At 71.5% G+C, this 19,533-nt stretch carries 14 protein-coding genes; 7 read left to right on the top strand and 7 right to left on the bottom strand.

All coding sequences use genetic code 11. The features are described 5' to 3' along the window. Positions 1–34 precede the first annotated feature (34 nt). Complete coding sequence (locus ACGF3A_RS15175) at positions 35–208, bottom strand: hypothetical protein (RefSeq protein ID WP_393729737.1); 174 nt, start codon at positions 206–208, stop codon at positions 35–37. 773 nt (positions 209–981) lie between these two features. Between ACGF3A_RS15175 and ACGF3A_RS15170 the strand changes: the two genes are divergently transcribed. Continuing rightward, positions 982–2,031: an XRE family transcriptional regulator gene (locus tag ACGF3A_RS15170; protein ID WP_393729735.1), complete on the top strand. Its 1,050-nt coding sequence runs from the start codon at positions 982–984 to the stop codon at positions 2,029–2,031. Here the strand turns inward: ACGF3A_RS15170 and ACGF3A_RS15165 are convergent. Further along, the gene (locus ACGF3A_RS15165) at positions 2,012–2,809 is read right to left on the bottom strand and encodes an NUDIX domain-containing protein (RefSeq protein WP_393729733.1); all 798 of its coding nucleotides are present in this window, start codon (positions 2,807–2,809) and stop codon (positions 2,012–2,014) included. The two genes, ACGF3A_RS15170 and ACGF3A_RS15165, sit on opposite strands and share 20 nt — an antisense overlap. Before the next feature lie 606 nt (positions 2,810–3,415). On the opposite strand from ACGF3A_RS15165, the gene ACGF3A_RS15160 reads away from it, so the two are divergent. Beyond that, on the top strand, positions 3,416–3,625 hold the full coding sequence (locus tag ACGF3A_RS15160) for a hypothetical protein (RefSeq protein ID WP_393729731.1): 210 nt from the start codon (positions 3,416–3,418) through the stop codon (positions 3,623–3,625). Positions 3,626–3,887: 262 nt separating this feature from the next. Here the strand turns inward: ACGF3A_RS15160 and ACGF3A_RS15155 are convergent, their stop codons facing one another. Further along, a complete protein-coding gene (locus tag ACGF3A_RS15155) occupies positions 3,888–4,622 on the bottom strand; it encodes a SpoIIE family protein phosphatase (RefSeq protein WP_393729729.1) in 735 nt (244 codons plus the stop codon). A 1,071-nt stretch (positions 4,623–5,693) separates the two neighbouring features. On the opposite strand from ACGF3A_RS15155, the gene ACGF3A_RS15150 reads away from it, so the two are divergent. Further along, complete coding sequence (locus ACGF3A_RS15150; protein ID WP_393729727.1) at positions 5,694–6,161, top strand: DUF4279 domain-containing protein; 468 nt, start codon at positions 5,694–5,696, stop codon at positions 6,159–6,161. Between the two features lie 33 nt (positions 6,162–6,194). Here the strand turns inward: ACGF3A_RS15150 and ACGF3A_RS15145 are convergent, their stop codons facing one another. The 4 genes from ACGF3A_RS15145 to ACGF3A_RS15130 are packed head-to-tail and all read right to left on the bottom strand — an operon-like array spanning position 6,195 to position 12,751. Further along, positions 6,195–7,592: an NAD(P)/FAD-dependent oxidoreductase gene (locus ACGF3A_RS15145; protein ID WP_393729725.1), complete on the bottom strand. Its 1,398-nt coding sequence runs from the start codon at positions 7,590–7,592 to the stop codon at positions 6,195–6,197. Between the two features lie 36 nt (positions 7,593–7,628). Next, positions 7,629–8,984, bottom strand: coding sequence for an MFS transporter (locus ACGF3A_RS15140; RefSeq protein ID WP_393729723.1), 1,356 nt, complete (start codon positions 8,982–8,984; stop codon positions 7,629–7,631). A gap of 26 nt (positions 8,985–9,010) precedes the next feature. Next, a complete protein-coding gene (locus ACGF3A_RS15135; protein WP_393729721.1) occupies positions 9,011–10,678 on the bottom strand; it encodes a hydantoinase B/oxoprolinase family protein in 1,668 nt (555 codons plus the stop codon). Between the two features lie 3 nt (positions 10,679–10,681). Beyond that, the gene (locus ACGF3A_RS15130) at positions 10,682–12,751 is read right to left on the bottom strand and encodes a hydantoinase/oxoprolinase family protein (RefSeq protein WP_393729719.1); all 2,070 of its coding nucleotides are present in this window, start codon (positions 12,749–12,751) and stop codon (positions 10,682–10,684) included. A gap of 162 nt (positions 12,752–12,913) precedes the next feature. On the opposite strand from ACGF3A_RS15130, the gene ACGF3A_RS15125 reads away from it, so the two are divergent. From ACGF3A_RS15125 to ACGF3A_RS15110, 4 genes are all read left to right on the top strand, one after another. Further along, complete coding sequence (locus ACGF3A_RS15125) at positions 12,914–14,737, top strand: ABC transporter substrate-binding protein (protein ID WP_393729717.1); 1,824 nt, start codon at positions 12,914–12,916, stop codon at positions 14,735–14,737. Between the two features lie 147 nt (positions 14,738–14,884). Continuing rightward, a complete protein-coding gene (locus tag ACGF3A_RS15120; protein ID WP_393729715.1) occupies positions 14,885–16,417 on the top strand; it encodes a CoA-acylating methylmalonate-semialdehyde dehydrogenase in 1,533 nt (510 codons plus the stop codon). Between the two features lie 35 nt (positions 16,418–16,452). Next, complete coding sequence (locus ACGF3A_RS15115; protein WP_393729713.1) at positions 16,453–17,802, top strand: aspartate aminotransferase family protein; 1,350 nt, start codon at positions 16,453–16,455, stop codon at positions 17,800–17,802. 60 nt (positions 17,803–17,862) lie between these two features. Next, a complete protein-coding gene (locus ACGF3A_RS15110) occupies positions 17,863–19,524 on the top strand; it encodes a PucR family transcriptional regulator (protein ID WP_393729711.1) in 1,662 nt (553 codons plus the stop codon). Positions 19,525–19,533: the final 9 nt, after the last annotated feature.

Below are 19,533 nucleotides of genomic sequence, written 5' to 3'. Positions count from 1 at the left end.
GTGTAGCCGCACCGGGCGGGCTCCTTGTGTTGGGCTAGAACGGGGAGACGTACGAGGCGCGGGGTGTGATCGCGACGATCGCGCCCGGGAACTCGGCACGCAGCTCACGGGCGAAGCCCGTGGCCATCTCGGCCGGAAGCGCCGCCCCGAGGGTGCCGACCTCGCACACGACCCCGCCGTACTGGTAGGCGATCACGACGTACTCCATGAGTTCCTCCTCGATCAGGCGTACGAGCCTTCCTGCGACCCCACGCCGACGCCCTTCCGCCGCGAGCCCATGAAGGCTCGGGAAGGGGGACGACGTGCAGTACAGGACTGCTGGCCTCGTTGACGCGGCGGCCGTTCGGGCCCGGGGAGACCTTCATCCCGAGCCGTAGTTCCAGCCGAAGGTGTAGTGCCGCGTCGTTCTTTTACGTCGTCAAGGTGCCGACCCACCGCGCTCTCCCACAGCAATGAGCCCTGCGGGGTCCTCGCACATGCCGACTGCCACCACCAGCGGTAATGGCCCTCTCACGACGGATCTCCACTCACCTAGGCCGGTGTCGTCACGACCATCACCGGTGGCGGATCACGCTGTTGAATTCTCGAACCGCTTCGACCGGGCCCGTGTCACCGGGCCTGCCGGGCGGTGCGCCGAATGAAGCTGGACTTCATCTGGTGCGCACCAATAGACTGCATCTGGTGCGCACCAGAGTCAAGCCCTTCGAGTCAGACGCCCTCGATCGCTCAGCTCGGCGCACTTCCAGGAAAGGGCGGGTGAGGGGGCCGCGGTAGCCAACACGGGTTCACACGCGGAGGGTTAAGAGATCCTGTTAACCCCTGACGACCTGCGGATATGTAGGGCATGCTGCTGAAGGCAGCACTGAAGCAAGGCCGAGGACGGTGCACATGAGCAACGCACTACGCGCCACGCGAGAAGCACAGGGAATGTCCCAAGATCGGCTCGTTCACGCGATCGGGGTGTACGCAGGGCGACACGGCATGGAGATCGCCAGTCCGTCGAGCCTGAAGGTCTACGTCTCGGACTGGGAGAACGGCAAACGCAAGATCGGCGACCAGTACGCCAGGATTCTGCGCGCCGTTCTGGGGGTCACCGACGAGGAGCTGAGAGGGCCTCAGCTCGGCTCGGAACCGGCGAAGCAGCCGAGCACCGACGGCTACGACGACCTGCTCGACCGCATCGACTCAGCTCGCAGTGTCAGCCAGTCCATGGTGCAGACGTTCATGGACCAGACCGAGCTGCTGCGCACGATGGATCGCCAGATGGGCGCCGCGGGCTTGGTCGACCAGATGAGCAATCACCTCTCCGCTCTCGAAGAGGCACTCACCTTCGCCGTGCTCCCCGACACGCGGAAGCCCGTCGCTCTCGCGCTGACGGGCGCCGCCTCGCTCGCCGCCTGGCAGGCCCTTGACGGCGGGTTTGTCGAGAGGGCCTGGCGCCGGTACGAGCTGGCGAAGCGTGCCGCGCAGGAAGCCGACACCCCCATGTACCTTGCGCACGCCACCGGAGAGCAGGCGTACGTGCTCGGGGAAGCGGGTCGCGTGGACGACGCCGTAGCGCTCGTGCGGTATGCGCGCGAAGTCGGCGGGGAGCGGCTGTCGCCACGGCTTCGAGCCTGGCTGCACGCGGCCGAAGCGGAACTCTGCGCGAAGGCGGGGATGCCGGACGACTGCCGACGCGCGCTCGACAACGCCGTCGTTTGCCTCCCGGACGACGGGGAGACGCGCGACCCCGACCTTCTCAGCGTCTTCCTGAATCACGGCCACCTGACGAGGTGGCGGGGCAACGCGCTGGCACTGCTCGGCGAAGACGAAGCGGTGGGTGACCTGTACGCGGCCCTTGAAGCCGCCGACCCGAGCTTCGTCCGTGCTCAGGCCGGTCTGCGATGCGACCTGGCGCAAGCTCACTTCGTGCGCGGCGAGGCGGGGCAAGCGCAGCAGCACTTGCAGCAGGCGCGTCTGCTGGCGAAGCGGACGGGATCCGTTCGCCAGCAGCGGCGGGTGGAACTGCTTACGCAGCCTCGTCGGTAGGCGGAGGGAGCTGCCCTCGGTTAGCCAACAGGTAGTTGAGCCCAACAAGCGTGCCTGCTCCCATGAGTTCGCCTTGGGCCATCAGACCGCGCACGTCGCTGAGCGGCACCCATTCGACGTGACCAGCTTCTTCCGCGTCGGTCGGCTCGCCGATCCGCTCCGCGCCGCGGCCGATGAACACCTCGTGCGGCGAATCGACCATGCCGACCATGGGCTGAAACTTCGTGATGCGCTTCAGAGGCCCGGTCGGACGCCAACCGGTCTCTTCTTCGACCTCGCGGGCCGCCGTCGCCATCGGATCCTCACCTGGGTCCACGATGCCCCCAGGGAGCTCCCAGCCGAACGCCTGGGGCACAAAGCGATACCGCCACAGCATGAGCACACGATCCTTGTCGTCCACGATGGCGGCGATGGAGACGTGCTGCAGCCGGACGACGTGGTGCTCGAAACGCTCGACTCCGGGCGGATCAACATCCACGAGGTCGAGGTTCACCCAGCGGTTCTCGTAGAGACTCCGCTCACCGTGAATCTTCCACGGCTCTACCCCGGCCGGACGCTTCACGCTGACGCTGCCCGCGACCCGGTACGAGCTGCGGCCGTGGACCTCCAGCAGGCCCTCCGACACGAGACGGGCAAGCACCTGGCGCAGAGCAGTGCGACGTACGGGCAGCATTTCCTCCAGCTTGCGCTCACTGGGAATCTTCTCGCCAGGCTTCAGCTCTCCGGAATCGATCCACTGCCGGATCGTGTGGTATGCCTCCATGGACTGCGGTCCCATACTCGGAGAGCCCTCCTGGTTAATCGTCTGGTGCGTGCCAGCGTAACGGGGAGTTGCTGCGTGGGGCAGTGGGAGCAATGAGGGCTCCTTCTCTGCGCCGTCGTCTACGGCGCACGGGGATGGGATGCTGGGGCGCATGACCGACATGGTGACGACGGTCCAAGGTGAAAGTGCGCGACCACTGGATGCGCGGGGCGCCGGGCGCCGAAGGGGCCTGAGCAGTGGCTGGCTGAAGTGCTGGCCCTGGGGGCAGTGGCGGACGGCGCCTTGACCGCCACTGCGATCCGTGAAGCGCTCCGTGTCGGGGGACCGCCCACCTTGGACTGCGACCTCAGCGCCGGATTGTTGTCGGCTGCGGCCGTGGCGGAGTACCTGCCGCCCGCCGCCGGGCCAGCTTGACCAGAAGTCGGAGGACATTTGGTCAAGCGTGAGTCAAGAGTGGGATGGCGCGGCACCTTCCCGTACCCGCAAGAGTCGAGAGTGATCTAGCGGCCCTACACCCTTCAGTCAAAGTGGCACCCTTCAGCGCCAACCCTTCCCGTACACGCTGCCGGTGAGGCTGCGTTTGTCCTATAAGAGGCTGTGTGGGACGAAGGGAGGGGCAGGGTGCTGACGATCAACTTAGCCGTTCTCTTGGCGGTCGTCGTCGTGCTTCGTCTGCGGCGTCGGGTACAGGCTCGAAGCCGTGGCGACCAGCAGCTAACAGTGATCCTCGCGTTGATTCTGGGTCTTCTGCTGGCGCCGACTGATTTCGGGCAGGGAATCCTCCGGGCGACCGGCAGAGTCGTAGATCAGATCTCCGAGATTCGGCTGTAGATCGAGTGGCCTGTCACCCGCCCGGATGCAGAGATTCATGCCCCGTGATGAGCACCCGCGGGGCACGAGTGGGGCAGTACCGTGCGGCTGGTGCGGCAAACCTGATCAGAGCGCCTTGGCTGGAGTGACTGTAAATCTGCCGACGCCCGTCCGGACCTCGTTCGTCACGTTCGGTGATACCGCTATCCCGGCGATCTTCTGGTTCGGGGTGAGAGGCTCGGGATCGAGCGCGCGATGGTGGTGGACGGGTTGTTGAGCGAGGTCAGGTAATGGGCCTGCGCAGAACGACCACGGTCGCGTCGTCGCGGTACAGCTCCCCGGCGTCCTCCTCTTCCTCACCCTCGGCGGCGGCGACGAGTGCGTCCGCGAGGACCTGCGGGGCGTCGGCGTGCTCCCGGCACAGCTCCTCGGCCGCCTCCTGGTCCACCTGGTCGGAGATCCCGTCGCTGACGAGCAGCACCAGGGGGACGTCCTCGGGGATCTCCACCTGGCGGCACGTCATCTCTGTCGCCTGCGCGAGACCGAGCCTCGCCCAGTTGTCCTGAGTCTCCGCGACCTCAATGGGGACGCCGCCGTTCCAGCGCAGCCACTGCCCCATCGTCTGGTCCGTGCTCCACTGGGTGAGCGTCTCCCCGTCCCAGCCGTACGCCCGGCAGTCCCCGATCCAGTGGACGCCCGTGGGACGGCCTGGCTCCATGGAGGCGTAGATGGCGGACATGTGGGGCGGGCGGTCGTACGCCTCGGTCATCCGCCCGGCGGTGGTCAGGCCGACGAGCCCACCCATGGCCATCCCCATGAGGGTGATCACGGCCGGTGCGCGCTTGGCGAAGTCGACGACTTCCTCGCGATGACCGGCCCCATCCACGACGGCCGCGCACACCCGGTCGTCTCGCCTGTGGACGTGGGCGCCGTCCGCGCACGGCGGCTCGGTGCCGGGGCGCTGAGCGACTCCGACCGTGACCTCCGCGGTCGCCGTGGTCTTTTCGACGTCCGTCACTGGACTCCTTCCAACGAGGGTGTGGTCCCGGACGCCCGCCCGGCTCCAGGAACCGACACCCGGCCAATCGCTACGACGCCAGAAAGACCGTCAAACGCCCTGTCACCATCACCGAACATGACGGCCAAGGTTAAGGAACAAGCTGAGCGGTTGGGAGAATCCTGGGAGACGATCTAGGTTCCAACGCTCTTCGTGACTCACTCACGCCAACGCAGACCGACGCTCTGACCAGCATTGATAGCAAAACACGCTGGTCACTGGGGCGTCGGGACCGTACTGGGGGTCAAGGGGTCGTGGGTTCAAATCCCGCCGTCCCGACGGTGTTTCAGTAGGTCGGAGGCCGTTTCCACCGAGAGGTGGGAACGGCCTTCTGCGTGTGTGGTCGTGGAGTGGTCGTCATCCGTGCGGCGCGGGCGTGCGAGGGCCACCCGGTCGCGGCTCTTGTGGGTCTTCGGCCGTGTCATGACGAGCTGGTCGTCGTCGATGGTCGAGAGCGTCGAGCGGACGTACAGGCTCTCCTGGTCGAGGTCGAGGTCGACGTCGGCCCAGTGCAGGGCGCGAGGACCTCGCCCTTGCGCAGTTTGGTGCCGATGAGCAGCTCGATGAATTCGGCGAAGTCCGGGTCGTGGGCACGGCAGTAGCGCAGGAAGCTCACTGCGCAGCGGCGTCCGCCCGCCTACCGGCCAGCCGCCCGGTCACGCACCCGGCGGGCATCGGCAGCTCCATGCTGATCGTCTGCGGCGGCCCTGCCGCGTACCGTCCGCCGGGCGCCAGTCAGTGGCGCAGCACGCGCAGGCCCCGCTCGGCCACGGTGCGGAACCGGTCGCGGTCCCGGTCCCGGCTGGCGGCCCTGTCGGCCTCCTCCCGCTGGGCCAGCACCGCGAGCAGGGTCTCGGGCGCCGAGAGCGGGCAGTTGAAGGCGAACCCGTCCTGGCCTCGGGAGCGCTCGCACAGGTGACGCAGCCGCTCCGCATGTCCACCGAGCCACGGGGCCCCCTACCCCAGGGGAGTGTCTATCGGGCGTTCGGGAAGAGCGGCGCACGGCTGGGCACACGCGGATATCGTCCGGGGATGCCTGTCGACCAGTACGTCTACTTCGCCCTGAAGAGCGAGCGCACCAGCGCCCGTGAGATGGCCGACTTCCTGGGCTTCGAGCCCGATGAGAAGACACTGCGCGGCAGCCGCGGCACCGAACCCGCGCTCCCCGTCTGCCACAGCTGGAAGATCGTATGCCGGACGTCGGGCCTGCGCGTCGAGGAACAGATCGCACAGGTCGTCGAGCGCCTCCAGCACCACACCGCCCGCATCGCCGAACTCGTGCGGCAGCTGGACCAAGAGCCTGAGCCCGGCAACGCCGCCGTGTTGCAGGTCGTCCGCTACTTCGAGCAACCGGCCGGCTCGGACAGAGACACCGACGCGGAGCCGAACCTCTGCGGCTGGCACCTCGATCGCGAGGTGCTGGACTTCCTCACCGTCACGGGCACGGTCCTGGACGTCGACGAGTACGACATGACCGCGGACACGGCGCCCGAAGTCTGACCCTGCGCCTGCGCCTGCGAGGGCGCTGACGGTTCAGCGGGACGCGATGACGTCCGCCACCCGGGCGATCGGCGAGGTCGTCGGGCGGCCCTCCGTCTCCCGCCGGTCGGCGGCGCGGTAGGCCGCGTACATCCCGTGCACGCCCAGCCAGCGCAGCGGCTCGGGCTCCCAGCCCCGCGACGTACGGCCCGTCCACGGCAGTCGGCACAGCTCGCTGTCCTCGCCGAGCACCAGGTCCGTGAGCGTGCGGGCGGCCAGGTGGGAGGCGGTGACGCCCTGCCCCACGTAGCCGCCCGCCCAGCCGACGCCGGTGCGCCGGTCCAGGCAGACCGAGGGGCACCAGTCGCGCGGTACGGCCAGGACGCCGGACCACGCGTGCGCGATCGGCACATCGGCGGCGGCCGGGAAGAGGCGGGCGAGGATGCCGCCGAGCGCGGTCACGGTGCCCTCGCTGGTGCCGCCCCAGGGGCGGATCCGGGAGCCGAAGCGGTACGGGACGCCCCGTCCGCCGAGCGCGATCCGGCCGTCGGCGGTCCGCTGTCCGTACAGGTAGGCGTGCGTCTGGTCGCTGAACAGCTCCTGCCCGCTCCAGCCGATGCGCTCCCAAGCCTCCGCCGGAAGCGGTTCGGTGACGATCATCGAGGAGTTCATCGGCAGCCAGGTGCGGGACTCTCCGGGCAGTTGAGCGGTGAAGCCTTCGGTGCAGCGGAGCACGAAGCGGGCCGTGACGCGGCCGAACGGGGTCTCCGCGGCCCGCGGTTCGATGCGCGTGACGGGCGTGGACTCATGTATCCGCACGCCCATCCGCTCGACGGCCCGGGCGAGGCCCGTGACGAGTCGGGCCGGGTGGATGCGGGCGCAGTGCGGGTTGTACGCGGCGCCCAGGCCGCCCGCGACCTCGATCCGCTCGGCCAGCCCGGCGGCGGTGAGCAGCTCTTCGTCGTGGTGCCCCCAGGCGCGGTCGGTCTCGACGGACGTCCGCAGCCGGTCGAGCTGGGCGGGGGCGTGGGCGACGCGCAGGTAGCCGCTCTTGATCTGATGGGCGTCGATCTCCTCGCTGTCCAGCACTTCCAGGACCCTGTCGACCTCGGCGGTCATCAGTTCCTGGAAGCGGAGCACGGCCTGGCGCCCGTGTTCCTTGGCGAACCGCGTGGGCGAGCCCGGGACCTTCGCCGCCAGCCAGCCGCCGTTGCGCCCGGAGGCGCCGAACCCGGCGAACTCCCGCTCCAGCACGACCACGTCCAGGTCCGGCCGGGTCTTCTTCAGGTGGTACGCGGTCCACAGCCCGGTGTAGCCCGCGCCGACGATGCACACGTCGGCGGAGTCGGGACCGTCGAGCGGCGGGCGGCGGGCCGGGAAGCCGGTCTGGCGGAACCAGAAGGACACCTGGCCGTTGGCGACCGTACCGGCGGAGGGGTGGGGGTCGGGCATGCTGGTCTCTCCATGTAAGGGGGCGGGAACGTGGAATCAGGCGCGCGCGGGATCGCGCGCGGGGTCGGGCGCGGGCACGGCGTCGGCGAGGGCCGGGGGCGCGGGTTCGTCCTCGTCGCGGCGCAGGGGCAGGGCGAGGCAGGACGCCACCATCAGCGCGGCGATACCGGCGGTCAGTCCGGCCACGGAGTAGACGGAGTCCGTGACGTCGAACAGGTAGGTGGAGACGCTGGGGGTGATGCCGCCGACGGTTCCGGCGAGCCCGTAGCACAGCGAGGCCCCGGTGTAGCGCACCTCGGGGCGGAACAGCAGCGCGACATCGGCGGCGAGCACACCGTATCCGGCGCCGACGAACGCCATGCTGATGCCGACACCGAGGTACAGCAGCGCCGGATTCTCGGTGCTGACCAGGGCGAACGCCGGATATGCCCACAGCAGCAGGCCGACCGCCGAGACCGTCGCGACCCGCCGGGCGCTGAAGCGCGGCGCGAGGAGGGCGCCGACGACGAACGCGCCTTCGCTGAGGGCCGCCACGAGGTTCGCGGGCAACGTGATGGAGGTGCTCATGCCGAGCGTCTCGGTCGCGTACACGACGGTGAAGGTGGTCAGCAGGTAGTACGTGACGAAGACGCCGGAGAAGGCGCCGGTGCCGATGAGGATGCGCTTCCAGTCCGTGCGGAACACCTCCGCGACCGGCAGCGAGGTGCGCTTGTCCCCCTTGTCCTGCTTGTCCTGCTTACGGGCGGCCTCGAAGTCGGGCGACTCGTGGATCTTCTTCCGGATGATCAGCCCGACGGGGATGAGCAGCGCGGACGCCACGAACGGGATGCGCCATCCCCAGGTCTCCAGCCAGGCGTCGGAGCCCAGGGTGACGAGGAGGAACGCGCATGTGGCCAGCACCAGGCCGAGGGGCGAGCCGAGTTGGGCGAAGGAGCCGAAGAGCGTCTTGCGGCGCGGGCTGGCGTGCTCGATGCCGATGAGCGCCGCGCCTCCCCACTCGCCGCCGACCGCCATGCCCTGCACGATGCGCAGCGCGAGGAGCAGCAGCGGGGCGGCGGCTCCGATCTGCGCGTACGAAGGCAGCAGGCCGATGGCGACCGTGGAGAGGCCCATCAGCAGCAGCGTCGTCACGAGCATCTTCTTGCGTCCCGCGCGGTCGCCGAAGTGGCCGAAGAGGATCGCGCCGACGGGTCGGGCGAGGAAGCCCGCGCCGAAGGTGGCGAGTGCGAGAAGCGTGCCGATCAGCGGGGACAGGTCGGGGAAGAAGACCTTGTTGAAGACGAGGGCGGAGGCCGTGCCGTAGATGAAGAAGTCGTACCACTCGATGGTGGTGCCGATGATCTGAGCGGCGGCGAGTCTTACGGAGGAGGGTGCTCCGGAGGGTGCGGGCATCGCGTACTCCTTGCGGGAACGCAGGGTCAGGGACGGGAGAGTTCGTCGCGCGTGTCGGCCGCGACCGCATCCGGGTGGCGCCGCGCGGGGTCGCCGACGCCTCCTCCGCCGCCGGTGACGACGGTGATGCGGTCGCCTCGGTGCAGCTTCTGGTGGAAGACGACCGGCAGTTGCTCGACGCTGCCGTCCGTGCGGGTGACGGTGAAGGCGCCCGTGCCGCCGGGGCCCGCGCCGTGCAGGCCGGGGGCGCCCTCGTGGTGGCGGTCGGCGTATCCGGCGATGTCGACGTCGTCGGCCAGTGCCTGGTACGTGCGCCGGATGCCGAGACCGCCGCGCTGCTTCCCGGTGCCGCCGGAGCCCTCGTGCAGCGCGTACTCGACGATCTGGAAGTGCGAGTAGTCCGACTCCAGGGCCTCGACCGGGGCGTTGGCGCAGTTGGAGACGGGGTTGTCGAGCGCGTCGGCGCCGTCGTGGGCGTCGCAGCCGCCCCAGCCGCCCCCGAGGATCTCCAGCACGACCTGGTAGCTGCTGTCGGAGCGGTCGAGATGGCTGACGGTCACGGCGGTCGTGGTGTCGAAGCCGGTGGCGGCGGCACGCTCCGGCACCTGGGCGCCGAGCGCCTGGATGACGGCGTTGAAGACGCGGCTGGCGGGGGTGAGCCTGCTGCGCACGGCGGCGGGCGGCCGGGGGTTGAGGATGCTGCCGTACGGGGCGTGCACGGTCACGGGGCGGTTGCAGCCCTCGTTGAACGGGAGGTCGGGCTCGTCGAGCAGGCAGCGGATGGCGCTGACGGCGGCCGACACGGTGGAGGCGAAGGGGCAGTTGACGTTGCCGGTGATCTGATCGCCGGTGCCGGTGAAGTCCAGGTGCACACGGTCGCCCTCAAGGGTGATCCGGACGCGGACCTCGACGCTGCCGGAGTCCCAGGCGGAGCCGTCGAGAGTCTGCACCGACTCGTACACGCCGTCGGGGATACGGCTGAGCGCGGCGCGGGTGCGGCGCTCGGCGTAGTCCTTCAGCGCGTCCATGGCGGCCAGGCAGTCCGCGGTGCCGAAGCGCCGGGTCGCCTCCAGGAGCCGGGTGGTGGCGGTGCGGTTCGCGGCGAACTGGGCGTTGAGGTCGCCGATCACCAGCTCCGGCACGCGGACGTTGGCACGGATGATCTCCTGTACGAAGCCGCCGGGGCCCCAGTCCCGGGAGACGGAGAAGCGGCTCAGCGGCAGCCGCAGGCCCTCCTGGTAGATCTCGGTGGCGGTGGCGTTGAGGCCGGGGCTGCCGCCGCCGATGTCGACGTGGTGCGCCACGCTGGCGGCGAACGCGATCAGCTCTCCGTCGGCGAAGACCGGGGTGAAGAGGTAGATGTCCTGGAGGTGCTGGCCGCCGCTGAACGGGTCGTTCATCAGCAGCGCGTCGTCCTCGGTGAGCGTGGTGAGGTCCACGGCCCCGGCGAGGCCGCGGATCGCGTAGGAGATTCCGGCGGTCATGATCGGGATGCACTCGGCCTGGTCGATGACCTCGCCGCGGGCGTCGGTCAGGGCCACCGAGTAGTCGCGGGCCTCGCGGACGATGGAGGAGAAGGCGGCGCGGCGCAGGTCGGTCGCCATCTCCCGGGTGATGGAGGAGAAGGCGGCCCGGAGCAGGCCGAGACGGGTGGTGTCCGTGGCGTCCGTAGTGTCCGTGGTGTCCAGTGCCATGACTCAGCTCCCGGTGGTGGTCGTGTGCGGGTGGGAACCATCGGTCCTGGTCAGGACGAGGTTGGTGGCGTCGTCGACGGTCGCGGTCCAGGTGTCCGGTACGAAGGCGGTGGAGGATTCGTCGATGACGACGGCGGGGCCGGTCACCCGCTGTCCGACGGCCAGCGACCGCCGCGGCAGTACGGGGGCGGGCTCCGGGCCCGCGCCCTCCAGGACCGTGCACCGGCCTGGGCCGGTCTCCGCCGCCTCGGGTACGTGCTCGACGCGCGGCAGGCTGACGGCCGGACTCGGCTTGCCGACGCTGAGGCGCAGCGTGACGAGCTGAACGGCGGCGGCCGGGTCGGAGTGGCCGAACCGCTTGGCGTGCAGGGTGTGGAAGTCGGCGGTCAGCCGCTCCACCAGATCGTCCGGCCCGCCCTCCTCCGTACCGGTGGTCCGTAGCGGCACGGGCAGTTCGAAGCCCTGGCCCGCGTACCGCATGTCCACCGACCACTCGTCGGTCGCGGTGGCAGCGTCCACGCCCTGGGCCGCCAGCTCCGTGTGCGCCTCGTCGGTCACGGCCGTCATCGTGCGGCGCAGCGCGGCCTCGTCGAGCGTCCCGACCGGAGCCAGCACGGTACGGGCGAACTCCCGCCGGAAGGGCGAGACCAGCAGTCCGTACGCGGAGGCCAGGCCCGGGTGCGGGCCGATCAGCACCCGGCGCATGCCCAGCTCCTCCGCGACCCGGGCGGCGTGCGCGGGGCCCGCGCCGCCGTAGGCGAGCAGGGTCATCTCGCGGGGGTCGTGGCCGCGTTCGACGGAGGCGACCCGGATGGCTCCGGCCATGGCCACGTTGGCGAGCTGGTACGCGGCCCTGGCGGTGGTGGCCACCGAGGTACCGAGGCGCTCGGCGAGTGGTGTGAAGGCGGCGGTGGCGGCCTCGATGTCGAGGGGGAAGCGGCCGGCGAGGCGCGGCTCCGGGCCGAGCAGGCCGAGGACGGCGTTGGCGTCGGCGACGGTGGGCAGTGCGCCGCCGCGGCCGTAGCAGGCGGGTCCCGGATCGGCCCCGGCGCTGCGCGGGCCGACGGTGAGGAGGCCGCCGCTGTCGACGCCGACGATGCTGCCGCCGCCCGCGCCCACGGTGGTGATGTCGACCATGGGGGCGCGGACCGGCAGCCCGTCGACGGTCACCTCCGTGGTGAGCTGGGGGCGGCCTCCGACGACCACGGCGACATCGGTGCTGGTGCCGCCCATGTCCATGGTGACGACGTCGGCGAGGCCCGCGGACTCCGCGACCGCGACGGCGCCGCTGACCCCGGCGGCCGGTCCTGACAGCAGCATCGCCACCGGCCGCGCGGTGACCACGGGTACCGGCACGGCGCCGCCGTTGGACTGCATGACCTGGAGGTCGGTGATGCCGCGGCGCCCCGCCTCCGCCGCCAGCCGGCTCAGATAGCCGGAGACGGAGGGGCGGACGAAGGCGTCGACGGCGGTGGTGCTGGTCCGCTCGTACTCGCGGAACTCGCGGGCGACGGCGGAGGAGGTGGAGACCGCCAGTTCGGGGTGCTCCTCGGTGACCATCGCGGCGACCCGGCGCTCGTGGCCGGGGTTGGCGTAGGAGTGCAGCAGGCAGACGCCGATGGCCGTCACGCCGTCCGCGACCAGGCGCTTGACGGCGGTGCGCACCGACTCCTCCGACAGCGGCACGGACACCTCGCCGGTGGCGGTGACCCGTTCCTCCACCTCCTGGACGAGGTGCCGGGGGACCAGCGCCTCGGGCTTGGCGTAGCGCAGGTCGTACATCCGCTCGCGGTCCTGCCGCTGGAGGAACAGCAGGTCACGGAAGCCCTGGGTGACCACGAGCCCGAGGCGGGCGCCGCGGCGCTCCAGCAGGGCGTTGGTGGCGACCGTGCTGCCGTGCAGCAGCGAGGCGCCCTCGCGCAGTTCGGGGGGCAGCCCGTCGAGGGCCTCCAGTACGGCCCGGGACGGGTCCTCGCGGGTGGAGAAGACCTTGGCGGTGGCCTGCAGCGTCCCGTCGTCGGCGAGGACGATCAGGTCGGTGAAGGTGCCACCGCATTCGACGCCGATGCGCATGGAACCCCTTTCTGCCAATTTCTGTGGGTACAGCCGATTCATGATCGGCCTTGAAATCGGACTGTCCCATGGCGCACGATGCGCCGTAATACGTCGTTCTCCCCATGGACACCGACGCCGTTCGCGTCCGTCCCATCGCCCCGCACGAAGGGGACACCACCGTTGACGAGCGTTTCCGATCCGCACTCCGTCCCTGCTCAGGCCGCCTCCGGCCGGTCGGCGCGGCCCGATGCCCGCCCCGCGCCCGGCGTGGGGCGGGTGGGTGCGGACGGCTCCTTCGAGCGGCTCGACGCGGGGGGCAGCGACCTGGTGCTGGACGCGACGGTGCGGCGGTGGGCGCGGCTGATGCTGCTGACGCGGCGGCCCGCGGCGTCCTTCGTGTGGATCACCGGCTCGGGCCGCTGGGCCCAGGTGGACCTGGTGGTGCCGCCGACCGGTGCGGACAGCCCGGCCGCCGTCACGTTCTCGGTGGCCGAGGTGGACCCGCCGTACGGGCTGACCGTGCGCGAGCTGGACGTGCTGACGCTGCTGGCCGGAGGGCTGACCAACGCCTCCGTCGCCGGGTATCTGGGCACCAGCTCACGGACGGTGGGCAAGCAGGTGGAGGCCCTGCTGGAGAAGCTGGGCCAGCCGAGCCGCGGCGCGGCGGCGGCCTTCGCGGTGGACACAGGACTGCTGCGGCTGCCCGTCCCGGGCGGCTGCGCGGAACTCTCCGCGCTGACGCTGGGCATGCTGGACGCGCTGGACCACGGGCAGGGCCGGCCGCCGCGGTTCGCGGGGGCGCCGAAGGCGCCGGACCGCAGATTCGCGCCGCGACCGCTGGCCGTCGGCCTGGTGGCCCCCTCGCTGGGGCCCTACGGGGCCGACGGCGAGGAGATGCGGGCCGGGGCGGAACTGGCGGTGGCGGAGCTCAACGCGCGCGGCGGCGTCGGGGGACGCCCCGTCGACCTGGAGGTCTTCGCGCTGGACAACCGCGATCCCGACTCGGTGGACACCGCGTTCGCGGCGGCGGGCGAGGGCGAACTGGCCGCGCTGCTCGGCGGCTATCTCCTGACGGACGAGCGGCGCACGTACGAATACGCGGCCGAGCTGGGCATCCCCTATCTGCACCTGGGCACCAGCGATCTTCAGGCGTCCTGGGTCGCCGCCGAGCCGAATCGTTTCGGCAACGTCTTCCAGACCGGCCCCCGCCGCAGCAACTACCTCCCCGGCTTCCTGCGCTTCGCCGCGGACACCGCCCGTACCGGCGACTGGCGGCCGCGGCGGCGCACCCTCGCCGTCGTGGAGACCGCGTTCCCGGACAGCGAGATCCTGCCGCCCGGCGCCGCCGACCTGCTGGAGTCCGCGGGCTGGCAGATCGACTTCCGGCTGCGCGTCGGCCCGGCCTCCGACTGGGACGCCGTGCTCGCCGAGGTCCGCCGGACCGAGCCGGCCGCCCTGCTGCTCGGCAACCACCCGCCCGCCGCCGTCGCCCGCTTCCAGCGCGCCTTCGTCCGCGACCCCTCCCCCACGCTGCTCTACAACCTCCTCACTCCCTCCGTGCCCGCCTTTCTCACCGCCGCCGGAACCGCCGCCGAAGGCGTCGTATGGGCCAGCGCCACCGGCCGGTACGGAGACGAACGCGGCGCCGCCTTCGCCCGCGACTTCCTCCGCCGCCACGGGCGCAAGCCCGGTCACGCGCTCGCCAGCGCCGCCTACGACCAGGTGCGGATGCTGGCCCAGGCGTGGACCGTGGCCGACGCGCCGCGGCGGCCCGGGGCCACCATGGCCGCGCTGCGCAATGAGGTGCACCGCGGCGTCAACGGCTCGTACTACCTCGGCGGTCCGGGCCAGACCAACGCCGCCTACCCGGACGAGAATCCGGACCCCTCCCTCGCGCAGGCGCCGCTCGTCTTCCAGATCCAGCGGGGCGTGAGCCGCACCATCCACCCCGCCCCGTACGCGGAGACCGTCTTCCGGCGGCCCCCCTGGCTGCGCGACTCCTGAGCACCGGCACGCACACCGGTACGCCCGCAGCCGGGCGACACCCTGTCAACGAATGCCCCGGAACGGCTACACCCTGACTCTCCCCTCGCCGGGCCCGGCCGCGCACGATCGGAAGCGATCATCCGCTGCCGCTCCCGAAGGAGTCTCATGACCGGCACCATCGCGCACTGGGCCCACGGCGCCGCGTTCACGGGCACCTCCGCCCAGACGGCCGAGGTCACCAACCCCGCCACCGGTGCGGTGGTCGGCCGGGTCGCCCTCAGCAGCACCGCGGACGCCCAGGCGGTCATCGCGTCCGCCGCCCGCGCCGCCCGTGGCTGGGCGGACACGTCCCTGGCCCGGCGCACCCGGGTCCTCTTCGCCTTCCGCGAGCTGCTCAACAGCCGCAAGGAGGAACTGGCGGAGATCATCACGCGCGAGCACGGCAAGGTGTTCTCCGACGCGCTCGGCGAGATCGCCCGCGGCCTGGAGGTCGTGGAGTTCGCCTGCGGCATGCCGCACCTGCTCAAGGGCGGCTACTCCGAGACGGTCTCCACCGGCGTCGACGTGCACTCCAAGCGGCAGCCGCTCGGCGTCATCGGCGTCATCAGCCCGTTCAACTTCCCCGCCATGGTCCCCATGTGGTTCTTCCCCGTCGCCATCGCCGCGGGCAACACCGTCGTGCTCAAGCCCAGCGAGAAGGACCCGTCCGCCGCCGTCTGGCTCGCCCGGCTGTGGCGCGAGGCGGGCCTGCCGGATGGTGTCTTCAACGTGCTCCAGGGCGACAAGACCGCCGTCGACGCGCTGCTCCAGAGCCCGGACGTCGCCGCGGTCAGCTTCGTCGGCTCCACACCCGTGGCCCGCTACGTGTACGAGGAGGCCAGCCGCTACGGCAAGCGGGTCCAGGCGCTGGGCGGCGCCAAGAACCACATGGTCGTCCTTCCCGACGCCGACCTCGACCTCGCCGCCGACGCCGCCGTCAGCGCCGGGTACGGCTCGGCGGGGGAACGCTGCATGGCCATCAGCGTCGTCGTCGCCGTCGACCCGGTCGGCGACCGGCTGGTCGAGAGGATCGCCGAGCGCACCCGTGCCCTGCGGGTCGGCGACGGCGCCAAGGGCGCCCGGGTGAACGGGCGGGAGAGCGACATGGGGCCGCTCATCACCCGCGCCCACCGCGATCACGTCGCCGGTTTCGTGGCGGAGGGCGAACGCTCCGGCGCCGAGCTGGTGATCGACGGGCGGGACACCCCGGCCGGGGACGCGGCCGGCGGCGCGGAGGGGTACTGGCTCGGCCCCACCCTCTTCGACCACGTCACCCCGGACATGTCCCTCTACCAGGAGGAGATCTTCGGCCCCGTGCTGGCCGTCGTCCGGGCCGCCTCGTACGAGGAGGCGCTGGAGCTCGTCAACGCCAACCCGTACGGCAACGGCACCGCGCTCTTCACCAACGACGGGGGTGCCGCCCGGCGCTACGAGAACGAGGTCGAGGTCGGCATGATCGGCGTCAACGTGCCGATCCCGGTCCCCATGGCGTACTACTCCTTCGGTGGCTGGAAGCACTCCCTCTTCGGCGACAGCCACGCGCACGGCACCGAGGGCATCCACTTCTGCACCCGCGGCAAGGTCGTCACCACCCGCTGGCCCGATCCGGCCGCACCCCGCACCGGCGGTGTCCAGCTCGGCTTCCCCCAGAACGACTGACGCACGCCGCCCCTGCTGTGAGAGGAACCGCCACCATGACCGACGCAGCCCGCACCGACGCGGCCCGCGCCTACGCGCTGGACCGCAAGCACGTCTTCCACTCCTGGTCGGCCCAGGAGCACATCGACCCGATGGTCATCACCCGGGCCGAGGGACCGTCCGTATGGGACGGCGAGGGCAACCGGCTCCTCGACTTCTCCTCCCAGCTGGTGTTCACCAACCTGGGCCACCGGCACCCCCGCGTCGTCGCCGCGATCCAGGAGCAGGCGGACGCGCTGTGCACCGTCGCCCCGGCGCACGCCAACTCCACCCGCTCCGAGGCCGCCCGGCTCATCGCCGAGCACACCCCCGAGGGCCTGGACCGGGTGTTCTTCACCAACGGCGGCGCCGACGCCAACGAGCACGCGGTACGGATGGCCAGGCTGCACACCGGCCGGCCCAAGGTGCTCTCCGCCTACCGCTCGTACCACGGCGGAACCGACACCGCGATCAACATCACCGGCGACCCCCGCCGCTGGGCCAACGACCACGGCGGCGCCGGGGTCGTGCACTTCTTCGGCCCCTTCCGCTACCGCAGCGCCTTCCACGCCACCACGGAAGCCGAGGAGAGCGAGCGCGCGCTCGCGCATCTGGAGCAGACGATCGAGCTGGAGGGCCCGTCGACCCTCGCCGCGATCGTGCTGGAGACGGTGCCCGGCACCGCGGGGATCCTCCCGCCCCCGCCCGGCTACCTGGCGGGGGTGCGCGAGCTGTGCGACCGGCACGGTCTCGTCTTCATCGCCGACGAGGTCATGGCCGGGTTCGGCCGCACCGGCCGCTGGTTCGGGCTCGACCACTACGGCGTCGTGCCCGACCTGATGACCTTCGCCAAGGGCGTCAACTCCGGTTACGTCCCGCTCGGCGGCGTCGCCCTCGGCGAGCCGGTCCACCGGACCTTCGCCGACCGCCCCTACCCCGGCGGCCTCACCTACTCCGGGCACCCGCTCGCCTGCGCCGCTGCCGTGGCGACGATCGAGGCGATGCGCGAGGAGGCGGTGGTGGAGAACGCCGACCGGCTCGGGCGCGAGATCCTCGGCCCCGGACTGCGGGAGCTGGCCGAGCGGCACCCGTCGGTCGGCGACGTCCGCGGACTGGGCGCGTTCTGGGCCCTCGACCTGGTCTCGGACCGCGAGCGGAGGACACCAGTGGCTCCGAACGGCGGCTCCAGCCCGGTCATGTCGGCGCTCGGTGCCGCCTGCAAGCGGGGCGGGCTGCTTCCCCTCACCAGCTCCAACCGGGTGCACCTGACGCCGCCGCTGAACATCCCCGACGAGGACGCCCGGGAAGGACTGCGCATCCTCGACAAGGCGCTGGAGACCGTGGACGCGGCCGTCCGGAGCCGCTGAACCGCTCGGGCGGGCTTTACACAGTGTCAGCGCGAACCCCCTCCGTGCCTACAATGCGGAATGCCCGTGATCCTGCGTGAGGTGCTCGAACTCGACGTGATCCGCGGCGGGGCGCCCGAACTGCTCGCGGGAACGGACGCCGCGCTCGACGCCGCCGTCCGCTGGGTCCACATCGGCGAGGTCGGTGACTTCTCCGACCTCCTGGAGGGCGGGGAACTCCTCCTGACCACAGGGGTCTCCCTGGACCCCGCCTCCGGCCGCGTCGGCAGCCCGGGTGTCGGCGACACCGAAGCCGACGGCGACGCCGACACCTGGGTACGGGCCCTGACCGCCGCCTCCGCCTGCGGCCTCGTCGTCGAGCTGAGCGAGCGGCTGCCCGCGATCCCGGCCGCCGTCGTCGACTCGGCCCGGCGGCACGGGTTGCCGCTCGTGGCCCTGCACCGCAGGGTCCGGTTCGTCGCCATCACCGAAATCGTGCACCGGACGATCGTGGACGAGCAGTACCGCGATCTTCGGCTGGCCCAGCGGGCGCACGAGACGTTCACCTCGCTCAGCCTGGAGAGCGCCAGCGCGAGCGCCATCGTCACCCAGACCGCCCGGCTGGCCGACGGCCCCGTGGTGCTGGAGGACCTGTCCCGCCGTGTGCTCGCGCACGCCCTCGAAGGGCAGCCCACCGCGCGGGTGCTCGGCGACTGGCAGCGGCGTTCCCGCCTCGCACCCACCCTCCACGACGCGGGCACCACGGGGCCCGAAGGATGGCTGACGGCCCCGGTCGGCCACCGCGGCGAAGTATGGGGCCGTCTCGTGCTCCCCACCTCCCCGACCTCCCCCGCCCTCCGCCCCGCGTCGCTGCTCATGCTCGTCGAACGGGCCGCGCAGGCACTCGAACTCGGCCGGATGATCGAGCGCGACCGGCTCGGCATGGAGTACCAGGCACACGAGGGGCTCCTCAACGACCTGCTCCACACCCCGGGACTCACCGAGCACGACGCCCTGTACCGCGCCCAGTCCCTCGGCGTCGGGCCCGCCGCGACCTACGTCCCCGTCGTCGTGCACGCGGGTACGGGCTCCGCCGACGACCCCATGGCGGCCACCCGGCTGCGCCGCCGACTGGTCGAGCTGACCGCCCGCGCCGTACGGGCGGCGGGAGTCTCCGCGCTCACCGGCCCCCTCGGCTCCGTCCAGGTCGGCCTGCTCGTCGCGCTCCCGGCCCGTACGGACGAGGACCAGGTGCTTCTCCGGTTCGCCGACGCCGTGCACGAGGAGCGGGGCGCGCCGGGAGATGCCACCGTCGGCGTCGGCCGCTCCGCCACCGAGCTGCTTCCGGCCGCCGCCGCACTGCGCGCGACCCGCCACATCGCCGAGGCCGCCGGGAGCCTCGCCGGGCCACCGCGCCCGTACTACCGCAGCGCGGACGTACGGCTGCGCGGGCTGCTGTCGCTGATGTACGACGACCCGCGCGTGCAGGCGTTCGCCGAATCGGAGCTCGACCGGCTGCTGGCCCACGACGCGGAGCACGGCGGCGGACTGGTGGACCTGCTCCGCGAGTTCCTCGCCGCGGGCGGCAACAAGTCCGACCTGGCCCGCCGTACGCACGTCAGCCGCCCGGTCCTCTACAAACGCCTGGCCCGGATCGAACGCCTCCTCGGAGCCGACCTCACCGACCCCGAGACCCGCACCTCCCTGGCGGTGGCACTGCTGGCCCACGACCAGTACCGCTGACCCGCCGAG

Origin of the sequence: Streptomyces sp. NPDC048172, from assembly GCF_043202595.1 — a bacterium.
GTDB lineage: Bacteria > Actinomycetota > Actinomycetes > Streptomycetales > Streptomycetaceae > Streptomyces.
The sequence above is the reverse complement of the archived record's forward strand: the minus strand, read 5'-3'. Positions and strand labels throughout refer to the sequence as shown.

Bases quoted from the DNA above. Each gene is read 5' to 3' on its own strand.
- ACGF3A_RS15175 (WP_393729737.1), bottom strand. From the start codon at position 208: ATGGAGTACGTCGTGATCGCCTACCAGTACGGCGGGGTCGTGTGCGAG.
- ACGF3A_RS15170 (WP_393729735.1), top strand. From the start codon at position 982: ATGGAGATCGCCAGTCCGTCGAGCCTGAAGGTCTACGTCTCGGACTGG.
- ACGF3A_RS15165 (WP_393729733.1), bottom strand. From the start codon at position 2,809: ATGGGACCGCAGTCCATGGAGGCATACCACACGATCCGGCAGTGGATC.
- ACGF3A_RS15150 (WP_393729727.1), top strand. From the start codon at position 5,694: ATGCCTGTCGACCAGTACGTCTACTTCGCCCTGAAGAGCGAGCGCACC.
- ACGF3A_RS15145 (WP_393729725.1), bottom strand. From the start codon at position 7,592: ATGCCCGACCCCCACCCCTCCGCCGGTACGGTCGCCAACGGCCAGGTG.
- ACGF3A_RS15140 (WP_393729723.1), bottom strand. From the start codon at position 8,984: ATGCCCGCACCCTCCGGAGCACCCTCCTCCGTAAGACTCGCCGCCGCT.
- ACGF3A_RS15135 (WP_393729721.1), bottom strand. From the start codon at position 10,678: ATGGCACTGGACACCACGGACACTACGGACGCCACGGACACCACCCGT.
- ACGF3A_RS15130 (WP_393729719.1), bottom strand. From the start codon at position 12,751: ATGCGCATCGGCGTCGAATGCGGTGGCACCTTCACCGACCTGATCGTC.
- ACGF3A_RS15120 (WP_393729715.1), top strand. From the start codon at position 14,885: ATGACCGGCACCATCGCGCACTGGGCCCACGGCGCCGCGTTCACGGGC.
- ACGF3A_RS15115 (WP_393729713.1), top strand. From the start codon at position 16,453: ATGACCGACGCAGCCCGCACCGACGCGGCCCGCGCCTACGCGCTGGAC.
- ACGF3A_RS15110 (WP_393729711.1), top strand. From the start codon at position 17,863: ATGCCCGTGATCCTGCGTGAGGTGCTCGAACTCGACGTGATCCGCGGC.